We start from the raw sequence: 20066 nt of genomic DNA, 5'->3' as shown, positions 1-20066 counted from the left end.
TAATTTTTAAAACCCTAGACCAACACCCGATGAATCAAAAACAGCTGCTTCTACTTCCTGTTCTATTTTTTTCATTCCTGCTATCGCAGTCAGGTTTTGCGCAGAAAACACTCAGCTCCACAGACCAGTCATTGAGATATTCTCTGTATTCCCGATTGGGGCTAAAAATCATACCGATTAAGCTTTCTTCTACTACCTACAAACTCCAATTCGTAGTCGAGAAAATCGAGGAAGCCCCGACATTCGAGACTTTCAGCTTTTCTTATGCCTTGCTTTCATCCTACGAGCAGGAGATCACTTCTTCACTGACAAACCTATTGACGGCACAAGACTTGGTGGGAGACACAGACCGTCATTGGTTATTTGAAAAGACGGTAGAACTACCTGCTGACCAGTCCACGGCCATAGCCTTGTTGACCGTCTTAGATACCAGGCAACAGGATGAATATGTGATCCATGTTGATCTGAAAGGTTTATTTGTATTTGATCAGCCGGACTTTGGCTATTACTATTCCAATGAAATACCTTTTGACCAAAACTACCTGACCAAAGGCGAAGCCCTGCTATTCAAAACCGTCACCAAACCTGCCATTCACTCCTACTTCTATCCATCACGGTTTGATGTTCCTTTTCCTCCTATGGAAACCCGACCTGCAGAGGTTTCCAAGGAAATCAAAGTCGAGAATCAGGGAGATTTCCTGGCCAATATCCCCAAGCAACTGAATGATGAGGGGTATTACTTCTTTCAGACAGATACGAGCTCACAAGCAGGAATCATCCTGAAAACCGTCCATGATGCCTTTCCCAAAGTGAAAGACTGGGATGAAATGGTTCAAATGGTAACTTACATTTCTACCCGAAAAGAGCATGAAACACTCCTTTTAGCACAGGATAAGAAGAAAGCACTGGATGAATATTGGATCAATCTGACCCGCAACCCGGAAGTAGCCAAAGACCTCATCCGTAACTATTTCCGCATGGTTGAATTTTCCAATATCTTATTTACCGACTTCAAAGAAGGCTGGAAAACTGACCGAGGCATGGTGTATATCGTGATGGGACCTCCTCAGGAAGTCAACTTTTTCGAAGATCGGGAAGTATGGTCCTATGCCGGCATAGACGAGACTTCCAAAATTCGGTTTACCTTTGCCCGGGTTAAGACACTACTTACCCCACATTTCTACACCCTGAACCGGTCCAGAGCTTATCAGCCGGTATGGTTCAAAAACATTTCCCAATGGAGAAGCGGAAGGATGGCTTTCTGATCGATAAAGGAGCCAACGACAAAGATTTTATTTTTGGAACACGAGCGGTAATGGAGTCCATCCATTCCGGAAAAGAAATAGACAAAGTACTGGTTCAGAAAGAGTTGAACAATGACCTCATCAAGGAATTGCTTCAACTCTGTAAAGCTTCCAACGTCCCTGTGGTGCGCGTACCGGATGCCAAATTGAACCGCATTACCCGGAAAAATCACCAAGGTGTTATAGCCCAAGTGTCATCCATTGCTTATGCATCGCTGGACAATGTAATCGATCAGTGCTACGCTGTGGGCAAGTCCCCTTTGATTTTGGTGCTGGATCATATTACTGATGTGAGAAACTTTGGTGCCATCGCTCGAACAGCCGAATGTGCCGGTGTGGATGCCATCGTAATACCTGAAAAAGGCAGTGCGCAGATCAATTCCGATGCGGTAAAAACCTCTGCAGGGGCCCTGAATTTTATGCCTGTAGCAAGGGTGAAAAACCTTTTTTACACCTGTCGTGACTTACAGAAAATGGGATTATCCCTTGTCGCTGTGACCGAAAAGACTGATAAAGTCATGTATGAAGCCGATTTTTCTGCTCCTGTGGCGATGATTTTAGGTTCGGAAGAAGATGGTATTTCCCAGGAAATCATGGGTATCGCTGACGCAAAAGTAAAAATCCCCATGGCCGGAAATATTGAAAGTTTGAACGTATCCGTATCCGCGGGCGTAGCGATCTATGAAGCCATCAGACAAAGGAAAAAATGAGCAATAACTAATGATCAATAATCAATGATCAATTTTCAAGGTGGATTGATGGATTTTGGAATTGAAAATTGAATTTGAAGTGATGGGAATACATCAACTTACTTGGGGAGGATTTCAGACGAAATCCTCCCCTTTTTTCTTGGCATTGGCCACAAAATCCCTGAATTTTTTCTCTGAATCCAATTTGCATATCAAGAGCACATTTTCGGATTCATTGACTAGGTAGTTGTCCAATCCCTGGACTACCACAAGTTTGTCAGAATCCATTTTAATGAAGCTATTCTGGGTCTCATAAACCATGGCATTAGCTTCGATGACGTTGTTAAACTCATCTTTTTCCCTCAGCTCGTGGAGACTGCTCCAAGAGCCCAAATCCGACCAACCAAAGTCACCTAAAATGACATAGACCTCATTTGATTTTTCCATGATCCCGTAATCGATGGAAATATTTTTAACTTGGGTATAGGCCCGGTTAATAAAATCCCCTTCCGTATTTTTCCCATAATGAGCTTTGCCGTCCTCAAAGACATCGGCCACGTCAGGCATGTGTTGATGGTAGGCCTCGAGAATGCTGCTCACTTTCCAGACAAACATCCCGGAATTCCAAACAAAGTCCCCGCTTTCGATAAAGGTCTTCGCCAGCTTTAGATTGGGCTTCTCCGTAAACGTCTTCACTTTTAGCGAAGGGTGGTGATTGTCACTTTCGAGGTATTGGATATAGCCATAGCCAGTCTCAGGACGGTTTGGCTTAATTCCAATGGTAATCAATCTGCCCGGAGTTTGAGCAGCCTGAATCGCTGTTTGAAGGGTCTGGATGAATTTACTTTCCTGTAGAATCAAATGATCCGCAGGAGTTACTACAAGCGTTGCCTCCGGATTTTGCTGACTAATCTTGAAGGATGCATAGGCCACACAAGTGGCTGTATTTTTACGGAGCGGTTCCGTCAGAATCTGTTGGTCTGACAATTCAGGAAGTTGCTCTTTTACCAAGTCGAAGTATTCCTGATTGGTTACCACGTAAAAGAGATCTGGAGAGGCAATTTCCCGAAACCGATCATAAGTCATCTGGAGAAGGGTTCTTCCAGTACCCAGAATGTCTAAAAATTGCTTCGGCTTGGCTGTTCTGCTGTAAGGCCAAAATCGGGAACCGATCCCACCGGCCATGATTACAATGTAGGGTTTGTCTTGCATGCTGGATTAGACGATTCCTTCTTTCATTAGATCATGAATATGAACAAATCCTGCGATTTTTTCTCCATCCATCGCTACCAACTGGGTGATATTGTGATTTCGCATCAAATTGAGCGCGCGAATGGCAAATTCATCGACCGAAATGGTCTTGGGATTCACGGTCATGATGTCCTTAGCGCTCAGATTTTGAATATTCAGGGTCTTTTGAAGCATTCTTCGTAAGTCTCCGTCAGTAATGATCCCCTTCAAATTTCCTTGCTTATCCTCCACGGCAGTAGCTCCTAGCCTTTTCCCTGAAATTTCCACAATCACCTGCGCGAGGTTAGCATCTTCCAACACTACCGGCAACTGATTTTTGGAAAGGACATCCCCAACTTTGAGGTACAATTGTTTTCCAAGTGAACCCCCCGGATGGTATTTGGCAAAATCATCGGAAGTAAAGCCTCTTGCCTCCAATAAACAAACAGCCAAAGCATCACCGAGAGCCAAATGGGCTGTAGTGCTGGTAGTTGGTGCCAGATTGTGAGGGCAAGCCTCCTCACCTATGGTTGCATTCAGGACAAAATCGGCCTGCTCTGCGAGATAAGATTCAGTATTGGAAACCATGGCAACAAGCACGGAACCCAGTTTTTTGAGCAGGGGAACCAGGACTTTGATCTCCGGCGTATTACCTGACTTGGAAATGCAAATGACGATATCATCGTCTTGAACCATTCCCAGATCTCCATGAATCGCATCGGCTGCGTGCATAAAAATGGCAGGAGTGCCTGTGGAATTTAAAGTGGCCACAATTTTATTGGCGATCAAAGCACTTTTACCTACTCCAGTGATGACTACCCTACCCTTGGAGTTTAAAATTTTTTCTACACAAGCTTCAAAATCAGCATCCAAGAAACCAATCAAACTTTGAATGGCTTCGGCTTCATTTTGCAGGACCCGAACAGCGGTATTTCTAATATTTTTAGCTAATTTCAATTTTCCCTGCGTTAATCATTAATTTTGTACAAAGGTATAAAACTAATCGTTCAATCCTGTTTGCAGGTAGTTATCACCCACTAAGCCCTTTCTTCACGTGGAAGAAAAAGTTAAATCAGACCTAAAAAAAATCTTCGGATTCAGCCAGTTCCGGGGCAATCAGGAACTGATTGTGGACAACCTGCTCAAGCAGCGAAATACCTTTGTCATCATGCCCACAGGCGCCGGTAAATCACTTTGCTACCAATTGCCTGCAGTCGTCAATGAAGGCACAGCTATTGTGATTTCTCCTCTCATCGCCTTGATGAAAAATCAGGTAGATCAGCTCAACGCGATTGGAATCAATGCTCATTTTCTCAACTCTACCCTCACCAAATCTGAGGCGACGAAAGTGAAAAATGAGGTGTTGAAAAAGAAAACCAAGTTACTCTATGTGGCACCGGAATCCTTGACCAAAGAGGAAAACATTGCCTTTCTCAAAGAAGCACATCTCAGTTTTGTAGCCATTGATGAGGCACACTGTATTTCGGAATGGGGTCATGACTTCCGGCCGGAATACCGGAAAATCAAATCCATTGTCGCTCAGATTGCCCCTCACCTTCCCATCATTGCATTGACTGCCACTGCTACTCCAAAAGTGCAGCAGGACATTCAGCGCAATCTACAAATGGAAGAAGCCGACCTTTTCAAATCTTCATTCAACCGTACCAACCTCTTCTACGAAGTGAGGCCAAAGGTGAAAAATGAGTCCAAAAAGGCCCTGATCAAGTTTATCAAACAGCATAAGGGGAAATCAGGAATCATCTATTGCCTCAGCCGAAAAAAAGTGGAAGAAATCGCTGAGCTTCTGAAAGTCAATCAGGTAAATGCCGCACCTTATCACGCAGGATTAGACTCGGCCGTGAGGATCAAGACCCAGGACGATTTTCTCAACGAAGAATTGGACGTGATTGTCGCAACGATTGCATTTGGAATGGGCATTGACAAACCGGATGTTCGCTATGTGATCCACTACGATGTACCCAAGTCTCTGGAGGGATATTATCAAGAGACCGGACGTGCGGGTCGAGATGGACTGGAGGGACACTGCCTGATGTTTTATCGCTATGAGGACATCATCAAGCTGGATAAATTCAACAAAGACAAGGCAGTCACCGAACGGGAAAATGCCAAGATTCTGCTTCAGGAAATGTCAGCTTATGCGGAGACAGGGGTTTGCCGCCGTAAGTTCATTCTCAATTACTTCGGAGAAACACTTAATGAGGATTGTGGATTTTGTGACAACTGCAAGCGGGAGCGCGAGACATTTGAAGGATTGGATTACATAGTCATTGCCTTGGAGGCGGTGAAGCAAACCAACGAACGCTTTACGCTTGAGCACTTGGTACGAGTAATCCGAGGGGAAATGGATGATTATGTGATCAGCTACAAGCATGACGCCTTGCCTGTATTTGGAATAGGAAAAGAGGAGAGTGACAAGCACTGGACTTCCGTCATCCGCCAAGCCATGATCGCGGCCATGTTAGAAAAAGACATCGAAAATTATGGTCATCTCAAACTCACTCCGAAAGGTCAAGAGTTTTTGGAGGCCCCTTATTCGGTGGACTTATACAAGGATCATGATTTCGAAAAACTGGCAGAAACCGAGACTCAGGATATTCAAGTCAATTCGGGACCAGCTTACGACGAGAAGCTCTTTGAATTGCTGAAAGCTGAGCGAAAACGAGTAGCCAAATCGAAAAACCTACCTCCTTATGTCATATTCCAAGATCCCTCCTTGGAAGAAATGGCAACCGTCTACCCTACTACCAAAGAAGAACTTGCACAAATCAATGGAGTAGGAATGGGCAAGGTCGCCAAGTTTGGCGCATCTTTCCTAAAGCTGATCTCGGCTTATGTGGAAGAAAATGAAATCGAAACCGCCGCAGAAGTGGTGGTCAAAACCTCCGGAACCCGATCCAAGGTGAAGATTTCAATTATCCAGCAGATTGACCGCAAAACTGATCTGGATGAGATCGCCGAAAACCTAGGCATCTCTATGAATGAACTGCTTCAAGAAATTGAGCAGATCATTTACAGCGGAACTAAACTTAACATCGATTACTACATTCATCACATCATGGATGAGGAGCGGGAAGAAATCCTCCATGATTACTTTATGAATGCGGAAACCGATCATATCAAATCGGCATTGGAAGAGCTGGATGGTGAGGACTTCGCAGAAGACGAACTGCGGGTGTACCGAATCAAATTCATCTCCGAGCATGCCAATTAAACACGAATTGAGTTCATGAACATACTCTTATTGGGAAGCGGAGGCAGAGAGCATGCCTTTGCCTGGAAGATCGTACAAAGTCCGGATTGTTCCCGTCTTTTTGTGGCTCCCGGAAATGCGGGAACTGCCCAAATCGCTCAAAATGTAGCACTTTCTGCCACAGACTTTCAGGGCATTCATCAGTTTATCTTAGCCGAATCCATTGATTTGGTCGTGGTAGGTCCAGAAGAACCGCTCGTAAAAGGCTTGGTTGATTTCTTACAATCCCAACCTGAGACTGCACACCTTCCTGTGGTGGGGCCTTCCAAATTGGGAGCTACTCTGGAAGGCAGTAAGGACTTTTCAAAGCGATTTATGCAGCGAAATGGGGTGCCGACTGCAGCGTACGAAACATTTACCGCAGACCAAATTGATGCTGGTCTGGCTTACCTGGAAAAGCAATCCCTGCCCATCGTCCTCAAAGCTGACGGTCTGGCAGCAGGCAAAGGTGTTTTGATCTGCGAAAGTTTAGAAGAAGCTAAATCCTCTCTCAAAGAAATGCTTCTCGAAGCCAAATTTGGAGATGCTTCTTCGAAAGTAGTCGTCGAAGAATTTCTCACAGGAATAGAGCTTTCTGTATTTGTGGCTACGGATGGTAAGAGCTACAAAATCCTCCCCGAGGCTAAAGATTACAAGCGAATCGGAGAAGGTGACACCGGGTTGAATACCGGAGGCATGGGCGCAGTCAGTCCTGTGATTTTTGCTGATTCCGCATTTATGCAAAAGGTGGAAGAAAAAATCGTGAAACCCACCATTGCCGGATTGGAAAAAGAAAAGATTGACTATAAAGGGTTTGTGTTCATCGGCCTGATGAACAACAACGGAGAGCCTTTTGTCATTGAATACAACGTGCGAATGGGTGACCCTGAAACCGAAGCAGTGCTTCCACGAATCGAAAGCGATTTTGTGGGTTTGCTCAAAGGAATTGCTACAGGGACGCTAGATCAATATGAATTGATAATTTCTCCAAACTACTCCACCACTGTGGTCATGGTCAGTGGAGGCTATCCGGGATCTTATGAAAAGGGATTTTCAATTTCATTACCGGAAAAGACGGATGGAAGTGTAGTTTTCCACGCAGGAACGGCTTTAAATCCAGAGGGAGACTTGGTCAACCAAGGAGGCAGGGTACTGGCAATCACAGGATTTGGCTCGGACCTCAAAGGAGCCTTGGAAAATGCCTATGCCACAGTGAATCATATCACTTGGGAAAAGGCTTACTTTAGAAGAGATATCGGACAGGATATCTTAAAATTAATGTGAAATAAACCCAAAAATGAAACGAGGCGAAAGCCCTGAATATATCAATTATGGCTGGATGTAGTACTTGCTCCACCACCTCAGGTGGTACCGGTGGCTGCCAAAACAATGGCACCTGCGGCACGAGCGATTGCAATAAAATGAATTCTTTTGACTGGCTTTCCCACATGGGCATCCCCCAAGTGGACCATTTTGACATTGTCGAAGTCAAGTTCAAAGGGGGAAGAAAAGAGTATTTCCGAAACGTAGATTACCTTTCTCTCAATACCGGAGACCCTGTAGTCGTGGATGTACCCAGTGGACATCACATCGGTTATGTATCACTCCAAGGTGAACTCGTGCGTCTTCAAATGCAGAAGCGCAAGGTTCGCAATGATGATAACATCACACGAATCTATCGGGTCGCCAATCAAAAAGACATGGAGAAATGGGAAGAAGCCCGAAATCGGGAAGTTCCTACCCTTTATCGCTGCAAGCAAATTGTAGATGAACTGAATCTGCAGATGAAAATGTCTGACGTGGAGTTTCAGGCAGACAATTCCAAAGCAACTTTTTATTACTCTGCTGAGGATCGGGTAGATTTCAGAGAACTGATTAAACTCCTCGCCGGAGAATTCAAAATCCGGGTGGAAATGCGACAAATCAGCCTTCGACAAGAAGCAGGAAGACTTGGAGGCATTGGCGTTTGTGGACGTGAGCTATGCTGCTCTACCTGGTTGGTAGATTTCAAAAATGTCACCACCTCAGCAGCTCGATACCAAAATCTTTCTCTAAATCCAAGCAAGCTCTCAGGTCAGTGCGGACGACTCAAATGCTGTCTCAACTATGAGCTCGATACCTATATGGATGCCATCAAAGACATCCCACAGGTAGAAAAACCGCTTCAAACCGAACAGGGACCAGCCAAGCTACAGAAAACGGATATCTTCCGTAAGCTGATGTGGTTTAGCTATAACAATGACAATGACTGGCACAGCATTACCTGTGATCGGGTAAAGGAAATCCAAGAGTTAAACGAACAGGGGATCAAAGTATTCAATTTACAGGTGGATAAATCCACGGATATTGAAGACTTGGCAGCTCAGTCTACCCGTGAACTTGAGCTTTTGGATAAGAAGTTTTCCAAAAAGAAAAAGAAGAAAAAGAAAGGTCCTCGCGAAGGTCAACCTGGTGAAGCGCAGACCAAGCCAATCCAGACCAATGCTGAAAGGCCAGCGCAAAAACCTCAGGAAGTCAGAACTACTGCTGCTCCTGCACAAAGACCAAACAATCCCAATTCTGCAGGACCAGAAACAAGGTCGGGAGGAGAAAATCGGAAGAAGAAGAAAAATCGAAACCGTCCCAATCCTAACCCGCAGGTAAACTCAAATCCTTCCCAGCAAGGAAATCCAAATCAGCCAAAAGCTGAAAGACAGGAACGTAGACCAGAACGTCCAGAACAGCGAAACGAACCGCGACCTGAACGATCCGAACCAAAATTGGACGGACCATCCGCTCAAGATCAAAAAAGGAGATTTCCCCCAAGAAGAAATCAGGGACCTAATCAGGAAGGAAATGAATAGAATAATCAGCTCAGTGTGGGTTGCATTCCTCCTGGCTATAAGCTCTTGCTCGGAAGACCGGTTGTTTGAACAGTTTCAATCCTTCGAAGATGCTACCTGGTCAGAACAGGATTCTGTTCTATTTGATTTAGGAGAATTGTCCTCTTTGGAAGGTAAAAGTTTGATTGCCGTCAAATACACGGAAGATTATAGCTATTCAAATTGCTACATCCGAGTGATCGCCAGAGATTCGAGTAAGTCCGTATTGCAAAACAAACTCCTTAATGTGCCCATTTTTGATTCAAAATCAGGACAACCTTTAGGAGAAGGATTTGGCAATACCTTTACCAAATATGATACGATTCCATTTGATCTACCAATTGATACAAAAGAAGTGGTATTGGTTCAATACATGAGACAGTTTGATTTGCCCGGAATAAAAGCGATCGGGCTCAAAGTGCTCAAACCTTAAAAAAGGATCAATTGAAAACAAAAATGAGTGCCTTAATCAAAGGCACTCATTTTTTTTGCATGCTGTCTGATGGATTGATCCATTTCAGCTGCCAATGGTTTTAGATAGTCAAATAGTTTTTGATTCTCTTTATCGAGCTGCTTTTTATCGATCAGTTCCAAAATCCCAAGAATGGTCGAAAGTGGGCCTCTCAGAATATGTGAAGGTTGCAGAGCCATATCCCTCAACCGTTCATTCTCTAATTTCAGTTCTTGCATTTGTTTTTTCATAGCGGTAAGGTCTTTGACATGTACCCAAATAGACTCTAAAGAACCTGTTTCGGAAAATACAGGACTTACACGGGCGCTCCAGAATGAAAACTCCTTATCAGGATTGAGAAGTTTGATCTCCACTTCATTTACTTCACCCAATTTTGCTTCCTGAAGTGCTTTGACCAGCTTGGTAAATCGATTGGCCTGATTGGAAAAAGTCAGTACATATCCTTCTGAATATGCTCGCCCTTTCCAGTTTCGACCTACTATTTTGGCCATTTCGTTTTGCTGAAGGATTTTGCCGGAATTATCCAAAACGAAGACAGCATCAGGAAAAGACTCCAGTATATCTTGGTTGACCACGGTTTTTAGCAGGGAGTTTGGCGCACTTTGAGCTTCTTTCGGAACCAAAAACAGGTGGTATTCTTCTCCGCATGAGGCCAATAATGTAGCAAAAGTGGAGAACTTACCTTCGTTGGTTTGAATAAGAAAGCAAACCGGATTAAACTCTTTAGCATCGGCATTCAACCGATACTCCAGGTCATCCAATCCCTTAAATGGTATGGTTGCCTTCAGCGGTTTATTAAGCCAGGTTTGAGTCGTAGGAGAAAACCAATTATCAATTCGCTCATCCCAGCCTATTACTTCCATGGATGAATTAAGCGTGATCTTACCAAATCCAAGAACATCGACCAGGTTGTTCCAAGGCATTTCCTGCTCCAGAAACTGCATTCCAACCCCAATACCTATAATGGCTGAAATATCCATATCCGGATTTGTAATGACCGAAAATTCCCACCAAATCTGAGAGAAGTTTTCCTCGGCGGCGTTAGGATGCTCGAGGAGGAGGTGTCGAGTGATTTTGGGTGCGCTGAGCATCAATTCCATGGAATAACAGAATTCTTCTGCTGAATTGATGGACAAATACTTCCAAAACTCTTTATTGGTAGGCTTGGCACTTAGTCGTTCAAAGTTCCGGTTATGTTTCAATATCCGGCCTTCCACATCCGTGATGACCAGATAGAAATGTCCCGATTCCATTAGGAATTCCGGGACAAGGTTTTCGATATCAGGAGTACTTATCATGGCGGTAGGCGTTATTTAATTGAACGTACCGAAAGTTGAATAAAAAATTTTATTAAAAAAAATAAGACATTTAGCGAATTATATACTAAAATTCCTTCATTTTCCTTATAATATTCTTATCACTACAAGAAAAAGTATAAGCACTAACAAAAAATGCTTTTTGTCACGAGATCGGAACAAAAAGCATTTGAAGAAGATTTTTTGAAAATAAATCAATGACTGCGAGAAGTAAACCACCTGCAAGGGCAGCTCAAACCCATACAGACGATTTGAAGGGAAAGGCTGGATAGTCTACTTCCTTGACCATGTGAATCAAAGCATGAACCAAATATTGTTTGCCTGTAATTGCTCTAAATCTCCAATCGGGTTTTGGTGAAAATTCCACGGAAGCAGATCCAAAAAATCGTTGAAGTTCATCTTTGCAATGGGAATAAACATACAACTCACCAGTAGAGGCGCCTGAGCTTTCTATTAAAAAATCACAGTTTAAAGTTTGAATAATCATAGTTCAAAGTTATTTGAGTCAAAAATAGAATAATCTGTACATCATCAAAATACCCACAAGTGGGTATTTTTAACATTTTTCAGGGATTCGATAAAATATTTAATTTGATTTTCAGGGAATTACTGAGGATTTAATCCAAGTGAATTTGTTTGTGGACTGCCACTTGCGAAAATCTTTTCAATTGGCTTATATTTGCAACACTTTGAAGCCTCAGAGATCAAATTCTGAAACTATTCAAAAGGGAATAGAGAGTTGGGTGAGTGGCTGAAACCAACAGTTTGCTAAACTGTCGTACGGGTTATACTGTACCGGGGGTTCGAATCCCCCACTCTCTGCGTCAAACCAACCTTATAACTAGGGTTGGTTTTTTGTTTATTATCAAACTTATCCCAAGGGTTTAGGGGATGAGAACCCCCGGGTTCGAAATCGACCGAAGGGAGATTCGCGAGGGGAAGTGCGGCAAGGAAGCGCGTACGAGCAATCCCCCACTCTCTGCGTCAAACCAACCTTATAACTAGGGTTGGTTTTTTGTTTATTATCAAACTTATCCCAAGGGTTTAGGGGATGAGAACCCCCGGGTTCGAAATCGACCGAAGGGAGATTCGCGAGGGGAAGTGCGGCAAGGAAGCGCGTACGAGCAATCCCCCACTCTCTGCGTCAAACCAACCTTATAACTAGGGTTGGTTTTTTGTTTATTATCAAACTTATCTCAAGGGTTTAGGGGATGAGAACCCCCGGGTTCGAAATCGACCGAAGGGAGATTCGCGAGGGGAGGTGCGGCAAGGAAGCGCGTACGAGCAATCCCCCACGCTCTGCGTCAAACCAACCTTATAACTAGGGTTGGTTTTTTGTTTATTATCAAACTTATCTCAAGGGTTTAGGGGATGAGAACCCCCGGGTTCGAAATCGACCGAAGGGAGATTCGCGAGGGGAAGTGCGGCAAGGAAGCGCGTACGAGCAATCCCCCACGCTCTGCGTCAAACCAACCTTATAACTAGGGTTGGTTTTTTGTTTTTAGGTTGATTTTTACACATTAAAATGAGCCTTTAAAAAGCTCAAAAGTATATTCCAAAAGTTCGTCCCCTCCTGGCTTACCATGACCGGGGACTACCCATTGATTAGCTGGAAAACGCATCTTCACCTTTGCTACTGTAGCGGACCATTCTTTTAGATTGGCATCACCGAGATAGCCCTTTGTGGCACCAAGCTCTTTGATAAGACATCCCCCAAACAGCACCTTCTCTTCTTTTACCAAACCGACCACATTATCCCGGGTATGCCCCTCTCCCAAAAACGTCACTTCAATCGTATTCCCCCCAACTTTAAATGCTTTCTCCTGAGAAAAACCCGATTTAGGGACTTCGTATCCATTTTCCTTTGCTAAGTCTACCGTAGACTGCGAAGCAAAGGAAGGAACACCTGCTGCATGAAAAGCCTTTAACCCTCCTAAACAGTCATTGTGAAAGTGGGTGGCCAATACTCCTGTAGGTTTTGCTTCTTTTACAGATTTGATCCAATGAATCAATTCAACCGAAGATTGATCATCTACGGGAGTATCCAATACAAAAGCTTCTCCCCCATTCAAAACTACCAAACCATTACAGGCTACCTTGCCAAAATCATTGGTATTGAGATATGAAACATGGACAAAAGAAGACTCAGTCAATTGGATAATTTCCAAAGTTGCTGTCTTATAAACTGACGTTTGGGCAAGTCCCCGGAATAGGACAACAAGGAAAAAGACCGAAAACAAAATCAGATTTTTCATCAGATAATTGATGGATGATTTAGGAAGGAAAAGTAGGTCGCAGAAACAAGTGTACTATCCAAATCAAGCAAAAAGCACGATTCGGGATTACAGAATACTTTTCAGAAAATTTCTGGCTCTGTCGAGATCCTCTTTGGTGTCAATTGCAATGGCTTGATGAGTAGTTTCGACCATTTTTATCTTGACTCCTTTCTCGATCAAACGCAATTGCTCAAGCATCTCAATTTGCTCCAACTGCCCCTTGGGCCAAGATGTAAATTCCTGAAGCAACTCCCGGGTATAGGCATAAACCCCAATATGCTTCCAATAGACCACATCTTCATTTTTCTCCCTATTGAACGGTATTGGAGATCTTGAAAAATAGATGGCATTTTTTTTATCATCTACCACCACCTTGACAGCATTGGGATTGTAAGATTCATCTTCAGAAATCTTACACATCAAGCTGGCCATCTTTACTTTCGGTCGATCAAAAGCATTCACCAAATCCCGAAGAGACTTGGTATCCTGAAAGGGCTCGTCACCCTGTACATTGACGATAAGGTCTGCGTCCACTACTTCAAGCGCTTCGGCAATTCGATCCGAGCCGCTCTCATGTGCCTTTTGACTAAAGTATACTCTCCCACCCAATTCCAAAATCTGCTCCCGGATATGTTCATGATCGGTAACCACCCAAACCTCATCAAATACCCCTGTCGCTAACGTACTCACAAACGTACGCTGGATCACAGAAATACCTCCCAAATCCTGGATAAGCTTTGCAGGAAGTCGCGTAGAGGCATATCGGGCGGGGATTAATGCGGCGGTTTTCAAAGCATTCTTGGTTTGAATTTCAAGTTTCGCTAGTATCTGCGTTTGTCTAAACGCTTCTAAATCCTGCTTGGTTTAGAAGCTTACTTCAAGCGGAAGGTCTTTTTCAATACTTTTTTCAAATCAAACTTCTGAGATTGCTTGATCTTTTTCTTCTTGGTTTCGAGGTCCTCTCCATAATAATTGTACATGTACTTATTATTCTGAGAGTAAAGGTAGGTATTACCATACCCGTAGTTGTATCCTTCGTAATGGTAGCCCGAGTTAATGATCCCATTGAATACACCATAGACACTTTTTACTTGCTTGTTGTTAAACAAGTCATTGATCATGACCAAGTGATCCTTGATGGTATAGTTTTGTCTGACCACATACAGATTGATATCAAAAAGCCGCATCAAATCAATGGTTTCAGAAACCAACCCCATCGGGGGCGTATCAAACACGATGATATCAAACCTATCTTCCAAGTAAGCCAAAAATTCCAGCAATTTCGGAGTCTGCAACAATTCGGCAGGATTGGGAGGAATCACACCCGAAGGCACAAAAAACAAATTTTCATGCTGAGTAGGGATAATGATATCCTCAGCATTGGCTTTGCCAATCAGGTAGGTGGAAAGCCCCAATTTATCCGAATGATTGAAATAGGAGGCCAATTTAGGTCTGCGCAAGTCAGCTCCGACTACCACGGTTTTTTTGGATCCCAAGGCCATGGCAGAAGCCAAGTTCAGGGAGGTAAAGGTTTTACCCTCGCCGGATACAGAAGAGGTCACCAAGATCTTTTTGGTGTTTTTGCCTGAGGCCAGATAAGTAATCGCAGACCTTAGCGACCTGAAGGATTCAGCAACGGCCGTTTTTGGGTGTTCCAGCACAACCATGTTGGTCTCCTTGGTACTGTATCCGATTACCCCAAGCTGCGGGATCATAAAGTGCTTTTTCAAATCCCGCTGATCCTTAATCGTATCGTCAAACATGTCTTTCAACACGATAAACCCAAACGGCAACAAAAAGCCCAAGGCGATAGCCAAACCGTAGTTTTGGGTCTTTTTGGGAAATACCAGTGTTCCTCTCTTTGCCAAGTCCAAAATCGCATTGTCCGACACGTTGGCAGCACGGGCAATACCCGCCTCTACCCGTTTTTCAAGCAGGTAGGTAAATAGATTTTCGCGGAGCTGAAACTCACGGAAAATATCCGTGTACTGAGACTCAGACTCAGGAAGGGTAGCAAACTGAGAATCATAGTCTCTGATTTCTCTAAGAATGGACGTTTTCTGATTTCGAGTATTATTGATCAGGTTTACCACATTTTCAAAGAGTGCATCTTGGACTTTTCCCATCTGCACATCGATTTTGATCACTTCGGGGTGGTTTTCATTGACCGTGGCCAAAAGTTTCCGTCGATCTTGGGAAAGTGTCACCAAGTTTTGGATCAAGCCATTAAGCAATGGATCAGGTACACCGATCACCGAAGGTGCGATGACATCAGAGAAGTCTTTGCTCTTCTTCTCCATGTACTCTTTGATCTCTTGGAAGTATTTCAGCTGATAGTCAAGCTCTGCATTGCGTTCATCCAATGCACTCATTTTAGATAAGATGCTCGAAAATTCCGCTGATACATCCAAGAGTTGGTTCTCTACTTTGAAATTGAGGAGCTCCCGCTGCTTGGACTTCATGGAATCTTCCAAAAAACCCAACTGCTCCTCGATAAAGGCGATGGAGTTTTCCTGGATCTTATTTTTCTCATTGAGGTCATAATCGATATAAGACTGCATCAGGGCATTGATGTAGTCTCTACCCTTCTCGGGCACCTTGGTGGTGGTACTTATTTTTAATACGGAAGAGTATTCATTGACCAAAGCCACTTGAACCGATCCTGCCAGCCTGTCTTCCAAAACCGTGGGATTGATCATTCTGAAAATGATTGTCTCTCCTACTCTTCCCGGATTGGTAAGGAGCACTGTAAACTTGGACCGAGCGGTCTCAATTTCTTGTCCAAAAGTGTAGGTTTTATTCAGAATGGATTCGTCTCCTGCAGCTTGTGCCGAATTGAAGTCCATCAATCCTCCCTGTGAAGGCAAAAGCCTGAAGTTGGTCTCAGAGAGGATTTCCAATTCCACAAGGGACTCAGTCACCTGCAGGTGGTTCCAATCCACATCGATCCTGATGGGAGAGCGATCGTAGAGTTCGATGTCCTTGATGTTGGTCTTCGCAAAGTACTCCACATCAAAGTGGAGCTTGGCTAAGGCTTCTCTTGCCAAATTTTTGGATCGAAGGCGAAGGATGTCATTTTCAAGGTTGATCCCACTGTTAAAAATATTTGAGCGGTCCAAAATCCTAGACTCGGGCGAGCTGCTGTTTTTGATAACCAGAGAGCCCGTTACTTCAAATTCATCTACGGTGTAGCGATGGAAAATGTAGGTTGCAAAGACAAAGACGAAGATAAACAGGATATACCATGGCCAGTACCGGATGTATTTGGCAACTACATACCGGATCTCTAATGCTTTTTCCTCATTATCTAACTGACTGAGATCGAGCTTTTCCATGCGTTAAAATTCCCGTACCACCATATTTACAATTAACAACACTGATGCTAATAATCCACCAAACAGCGCCAATGAAGAGGTCAAATCATCCGCCGCACCAAGCTGTCTAATATTCATCGGCTCAATGTACAAGATATCATTGGGTTGAATAAAATAAAAAGGACTGGCTAATAGTGCACGGTCATTGAGATTGATTTGATGGATTTTGGTTCCTTCTCCGTACTGGCGGATCAGAAACATTTTATTCTTTTTGCCTACAAGAGAGGTTTCGCCCGAATTGGCCAACGCATCAAATAGGGTAGCCCGGTTTTTATAGATAATCTGAACTCCTACCTGATTAAATTCCCCCAGGGTGGTATACCTTATCCCAGGTATTCTGAGCCTCACGTACACATCGTCCTTAAAATACGCATTGATTTTTTCTTGAACGAGGTTTTTTGCATCCTCCTCGGTCAAGCCTCCAATCTTGATCTTACCCAACCTTGGAATATCCACCATACCTTCCTGATCAATCGAGTACCCGTTCATGTACAATGGATCACTTCCTTGGCCTCCGCCGCCTCCTACCATCATACCCTGCTGCATTGGCCTCTCGAAAGTAAAGCCTTCCACCAGTTCGGGATCCGAGCTGGCAAAATCTATCTGAACGATGTCAAAGGGTTGGAGAATGTATTTGTAGTCAACTTTGGCAAATGGAATAAACTCCTCCAATTCGATAGACGTGCTATCGGATAGATTTTGAAGATAAGTGATCCGTTTATTGCTGATGCAAGACACCGACAATAACAGAACTGGCAGATAAAAAAGAATTCTTTTCATTAAACAGGCTTTATCCACAATGATGGTCAAATATATGGAAATTTCAGGTCGGGCGGGTACCGTTCATGGGAAGAGTAATGAATTGCCTTTTTCCTATTCTTATCTGCATTTGTGAATTATCTTCAAGGCAAAGGATTTACTTATCTTGCGGCCATGATAATCCGTCAAGGCACCGATTCTGATCTTCAAGAAGTGATCGCACTTCTCAAAATTTCTTTGGGAGAGGATCGAATACCGAAGACGGAAGCCCTATGGAACTGGAAACATCGTCAAAACCCCTTCGGTCCATCACCTGTACTAGTGGCTGAGTCAGCAGGAAAAATCATCGGAGTGAGGGCTTTTTTGAAGTGGGAATACATCCATGAATCGAAGATCCTTCTCGCCCAACGGGCAGTGGACACCGCTGTTCATCCTGATTTTCAGGGAAAAGGGATTTTCAGCCAACTCACCCGAAAGCTTTTGGAAAAGTCAAGACTGGAAGGGACAGACCTTATTTTTAATACCCCCAACCGAAAAAGTACCCCGGGCTATCTCAAGCTCGGTTGGGAAAAATGGGATCCCCTACCTATCAAAATCAAACCGCTTTTCTTTAGGGCTCATTCACTTGGTACAGACCCTAGGGTTTCATGGGAGGAAGCTGACCATCTGGTAGCGAAATTAGAAGGTAGTGAACTGGATTATACAGAACTAAAAACCCACCTGGTCAAGGGGTACCTTCACTGGAGGTACCGAGATTGCCCGATTGTCGATTACCGAGTGATCAGTGATTTACATAGCTATCTTTTGATATACCGGACAAAGGATTCCAAATGGGGAAAAGAACTCCGAATTTGCGATTTCTTCTCACTCGGAAATCTAGATCTCCTGTCACTATCCTCCCAATTAAAGGAATTGGAGAAAATAGAAAAACCCCGATTTATTACAGTTTCCGGTCTTCATACGAGAAAGGAACTCCCTTCTTTTTGGAAGTTTTCCCCTTCCCTTCCCCTTGGGCCATTAGTCACTCTAAAGCAACTCAACCCACAGCTACAACCCCTCAATCTTCCCTGGTCTTGGAGTTTGGGCGATTTGGAGGTGTTTTAAAGTGGTTTTCCAGCCTGCCTTCCGAAGGAATGGTTGTCCAGGTAGTTGTCAGGTTGTCGAGGTTATCAGGTATTCGAGGGATAGGTGGATTGATGGTTGGCCAGTTGTAGGGTTGCATGTACTGAGCATGTAGAAGTAAAAGGCCTGCCTCTTGCAGGGATGATTGTCGATTTGTTAGGGTTGTCTAGTCGTAAGGTTATCCTATTGTCGAGTTACCTTTGAATTTCTAGTCATCTGATTTATGAATGCCTTGAACCTGATTTTTTAGCCTTTCGATGGGTTTGTTTACTATTCATTTTGTACTAAATGTACTAAAGGAGTAAAAAGCATTTGAAATTGGAAATTCAGTAAGGATAACAGCTAATTCATTTCTAAATTCAAGTCCGATAATTGACCTATGCCCGGCACACTCACGATCAGCCTTGACTTCGAACTCCTCTGGGGGATTTTTGATAAGGTGGGCACCCGTTACCGTCCTGAGTACTTTTCCAATACCCGAAAAGTGATTCCTCAAATGCTGGATCTCTTTGCCAGGCATGAAATCCATGTGACTTGGGCCACCGTGGGGATGCTTTTTGCCGAAAATGAAGAAGAATGGAAGGAGTATTCCCCGAGCTTCCTACCCTCTTACCGGGAAAAAAAATACTCTGCCTACCATTGGGCAAAGGAACATGGAATACGGCCTGAGGTGCATTTTGCGCCCGAGCTTATCCGGCAAATTATCCAAACTCCCTACCAAGAACTGGGGTCGCACTCCTACGCCCATTATTATACCCTGATGCGGGGCCAAAGCCCGGAGCAGTTTCGGGAAGATCTACGCGCCTCCCAGCGGATTGCCGGTGAAAAATTTGGAGTAAAGCTAAAATCCTTGGTTTTTCCCCGAAACCATATCAACGAGCTTTACCTCGGCATTTGTCTCGAAGAAGGCTTTGAAGTGGTCAGAGGCAATCCCAAAAATTGGTTTTGGCAAGAAACCCAGCACGAGGATGAAAGCAAAAAATGGTTTCGGTCGGCCGACTGTTTTTTTCCCCTAGGCAGTCGAACCTCCTACCCATTTGAAGAACTGACCTTCCACTCCAAAGAACCTGTGATTCTGCCTGCCTCGCGGATTTTGAGGCCTTATACCAATTCAAACCCATTTTTTAATGGGGTAAGACTTGCCCGGATTTTGAATGAAATGGAAAGAGCAGCTCAATTACAGGAGATTTACCACTTGTGGTGGCACCCCCACAACTTTGGGAATAACCCTCAGGCAAGTATGCAGGAATTGAAAAAAATAATCTCCACTTACGATCGCCTTAGGGAAATCCACGGGATGGAAAGCCTCAGCATGGAGGAACTTGGCTACAGGGTAGCAAAAAATTCCTTCATCAAAATTTAAGGCAAATCGGTAGTTGTCAATGACAAATCAAATCTATAAAACCTCTGTTC

16 protein-coding genes and 1 tRNA gene are annotated in these 20066 nt (G+C 43.9%); 9 read left to right on the top strand and 8 right to left on the bottom strand.

Features of this window, described 5'->3' with window-relative positions:
* Positions 1–29: 29 nt before the first annotated feature.
* Both ACFPIK_RS01015 and rlmB read left to right on the top strand, forming a co-directional pair.
* On the top strand, positions 30–1265 hold the full coding sequence (locus ACFPIK_RS01015) for a GWxTD domain-containing protein (protein WP_377911297.1): 1236 nt from the start codon (positions 30–32) through the stop codon (positions 1263–1265).
* Positions 1238–2014 carry a 23S rRNA (guanosine(2251)-2'-O)-methyltransferase RlmB gene (rlmB, locus tag ACFPIK_RS01010; RefSeq protein WP_377911295.1) on the top strand — a complete coding sequence of 259 codons (777 nt, stop codon included), beginning with the start codon at positions 1238–1240 and terminating at the stop codon, positions 2012–2014. The genes ACFPIK_RS01015 and rlmB overlap by 28 nt, the downstream gene beginning before the upstream one ends.
* Positions 2015–2128: 114 nt before the next feature.
* On the opposite strand, the gene ACFPIK_RS01005 is transcribed toward rlmB, so the two are convergent.
* Together ACFPIK_RS01005 and ACFPIK_RS01000 are read right to left on the bottom strand one after the other, a co-directional pair.
* On the bottom strand, positions 2129–3205 hold the full coding sequence (locus ACFPIK_RS01005) for a mannose-1-phosphate guanylyltransferase (RefSeq protein ID WP_377911293.1): 1077 nt from the start codon (positions 3203–3205) through the stop codon (positions 2129–2131).
* A 6-nt stretch (positions 3206–3211) separates the two neighbouring features.
* Positions 3212–4180 carry a KpsF/GutQ family sugar-phosphate isomerase gene (locus tag ACFPIK_RS01000; protein ID WP_377911291.1) on the bottom strand — a complete coding sequence of 323 codons (969 nt, stop codon included), beginning with the start codon at positions 4178–4180 and terminating at the stop codon, positions 3212–3214.
* A 97-nt stretch (positions 4181–4277) separates the two neighbouring features.
* Between ACFPIK_RS01000 and recQ the strand changes: the two genes are divergently transcribed.
* The 4 genes from recQ to ACFPIK_RS00980 are packed head-to-tail and all read left to right on the top strand — an operon-like array spanning position 4278 to position 9767.
* Positions 4278–6455, top strand: a complete 2178-nt coding sequence (gene recQ, locus ACFPIK_RS00995) for a DNA helicase RecQ (RefSeq protein WP_377911289.1) — start codon at positions 4278–4280, stop codon at positions 6453–6455.
* Positions 6456–6470: 15 nt separating this feature from the next.
* The gene (purD, locus tag ACFPIK_RS00990) at positions 6471–7757 is read left to right on the top strand and encodes a phosphoribosylamine--glycine ligase (RefSeq protein WP_377911287.1); all 1287 of its coding nucleotides are present in this window, start codon (positions 6471–6473) and stop codon (positions 7755–7757) included.
* A 47-nt stretch (positions 7758–7804) separates the two neighbouring features.
* Positions 7805–9316 (top strand): regulatory iron-sulfur-containing complex subunit RicT, encoded by a 1512-nt coding sequence (locus ACFPIK_RS00985; RefSeq protein ID WP_377911285.1) that lies wholly within the window; start codon positions 7805–7807, stop codon positions 9314–9316.
* Positions 9309–9767 carry a gliding motility lipoprotein GldH gene (locus ACFPIK_RS00980; RefSeq protein WP_377911283.1) on the top strand — a complete coding sequence of 153 codons (459 nt, stop codon included), beginning with the start codon at positions 9309–9311 and terminating at the stop codon, positions 9765–9767. Before ACFPIK_RS00985 ends, ACFPIK_RS00980 begins: the two co-directional genes overlap by 8 nt.
* A gap of 32 nt (positions 9768–9799) precedes the next feature.
* On the opposite strand, the gene ACFPIK_RS00975 is transcribed toward ACFPIK_RS00980, so the two are convergent.
* Positions 9800–11104: a sensor histidine kinase gene (locus tag ACFPIK_RS00975; RefSeq protein WP_377911281.1), complete on the bottom strand. Its 1305-nt coding sequence runs from the start codon at positions 11102–11104 to the stop codon at positions 9800–9802.
* Positions 11105–11354: 250 nt separating this feature from the next.
* Positions 11355–11609 (bottom strand): hypothetical protein, encoded by a 255-nt coding sequence (locus ACFPIK_RS00970; RefSeq protein ID WP_377911279.1) that lies wholly within the window; start codon positions 11607–11609, stop codon positions 11355–11357.
* 246 nt (positions 11610–11855) lie between these two features.
* Here ACFPIK_RS00970 and ACFPIK_RS00965 point away from each other — a divergent pair.
* A tRNA-Ser gene (locus ACFPIK_RS00965) sits at positions 11856–11944 on the top strand.
* A 698-nt stretch (positions 11945–12642) separates the two neighbouring features.
* Here the strand turns inward: ACFPIK_RS00965 and bla are convergent.
* From bla to ACFPIK_RS00945, 4 genes are all read right to left on the bottom strand, one after another.
* Positions 12643–13377, bottom strand: a complete 735-nt coding sequence (gene bla / locus ACFPIK_RS00960; RefSeq protein WP_377911277.1) for a subclass B1 metallo-beta-lactamase — start codon at positions 13375–13377, stop codon at positions 12643–12645.
* 87 nt (positions 13378–13464) lie between these two features.
* A complete protein-coding gene (gene kdsB, locus ACFPIK_RS00955) occupies positions 13465–14190 on the bottom strand; it encodes a 3-deoxy-manno-octulosonate cytidylyltransferase (RefSeq protein ID WP_377911275.1) in 726 nt (241 codons plus the stop codon).
* 80 nt (positions 14191–14270) lie between these two features.
* Positions 14271–16733, bottom strand: coding sequence for a GumC family protein (locus tag ACFPIK_RS00950; RefSeq protein WP_377911273.1), 2463 nt, complete (start codon positions 16731–16733; stop codon positions 14271–14273).
* A gap of 3 nt (positions 16734–16736) precedes the next feature.
* Entirely contained in the window at positions 16737–17552 is an 816-nt protein-coding gene (locus ACFPIK_RS00945) for a polysaccharide biosynthesis/export family protein (protein ID WP_377911271.1), read from the bottom strand.
* Positions 17553–17705: 153 nt separating this feature from the next.
* Between ACFPIK_RS00945 and ACFPIK_RS00940 the strand changes: the two genes are divergently transcribed.
* Together ACFPIK_RS00940 and ACFPIK_RS00935 are read left to right on the top strand one after the other, a co-directional pair.
* Entirely contained in the window at positions 17706–18635 is a 930-nt protein-coding gene (locus ACFPIK_RS00940; protein ID WP_377911269.1) for a GNAT family N-acetyltransferase, read from the top strand.
* Between the two features lie 397 nt (positions 18636–19032).
* On the top strand, positions 19033–20016 hold the full coding sequence (locus ACFPIK_RS00935; protein ID WP_377911267.1) for a polysaccharide deacetylase family protein: 984 nt from the start codon (positions 19033–19035) through the stop codon (positions 20014–20016).
* Positions 20017–20066 lie beyond the last annotated feature (50 nt).

Source organism: Algoriphagus aquatilis, assembly GCF_042657405.1.
Lineage (GTDB): Bacteria > Bacteroidota > Bacteroidia > Cytophagales > Cyclobacteriaceae > Algoriphagus > Algoriphagus aquatilis.
The sequence above is the reverse complement of the archived record's forward strand: the minus strand, read 5'-3'. Positions and strand labels throughout refer to the sequence as shown.

Excerpts from the sequence above, each read along its gene's own strand:
- ACFPIK_RS01015 (WP_377911297.1), top strand. The coding sequence starts at position 30 with ATGAATCAAAAACAGCTGCTTCTACTTCCTGTTCTATTTTTTTCATTC.
- rlmB (WP_377911295.1), top strand. The coding sequence starts at position 1,238 with ATGGAGAAGCGGAAGGATGGCTTTCTGATCGATAAAGGAGCCAACGAC.
- ACFPIK_RS01005 (WP_377911293.1), bottom strand. The coding sequence starts at position 3,205 with ATGCAAGACAAACCCTACATTGTAATCATGGCCGGTGGGATCGGTTCC.
- purD (WP_377911287.1), top strand. The coding sequence starts at position 6,471 with ATGAACATACTCTTATTGGGAAGCGGAGGCAGAGAGCATGCCTTTGCC.
- ACFPIK_RS00985 (WP_377911285.1), top strand. The coding sequence starts at position 7,805 with ATGGCTGGATGTAGTACTTGCTCCACCACCTCAGGTGGTACCGGTGGC.
- ACFPIK_RS00980 (WP_377911283.1), top strand. The coding sequence starts at position 9,309 with ATGAATAGAATAATCAGCTCAGTGTGGGTTGCATTCCTCCTGGCTATA.
- ACFPIK_RS00975 (WP_377911281.1), bottom strand. The coding sequence starts at position 11,104 with ATGATAAGTACTCCTGATATCGAAAACCTTGTCCCGGAATTCCTAATG.
- ACFPIK_RS00970 (WP_377911279.1), bottom strand. The coding sequence starts at position 11,609 with ATGATTATTCAAACTTTAAACTGTGATTTTTTAATAGAAAGCTCAGGC.
- bla (WP_377911277.1), bottom strand. The coding sequence starts at position 13,377 with ATGAAAAATCTGATTTTGTTTTCGGTCTTTTTCCTTGTTGTCCTATTC.
- ACFPIK_RS00950 (WP_377911273.1), bottom strand. The coding sequence starts at position 16,733 with ATGGAAAAGCTCGATCTCAGTCAGTTAGATAATGAGGAAAAAGCATTA.
- ACFPIK_RS00945 (WP_377911271.1), bottom strand. The coding sequence starts at position 17,552 with ATGAAAAGAATTCTTTTTTATCTGCCAGTTCTGTTATTGTCGGTGTCT.
- ACFPIK_RS00940 (WP_377911269.1), top strand. The coding sequence starts at position 17,706 with ATGATAATCCGTCAAGGCACCGATTCTGATCTTCAAGAAGTGATCGCA.
- ACFPIK_RS00935 (WP_377911267.1), top strand. The coding sequence starts at position 19,033 with ATGCCCGGCACACTCACGATCAGCCTTGACTTCGAACTCCTCTGGGGG.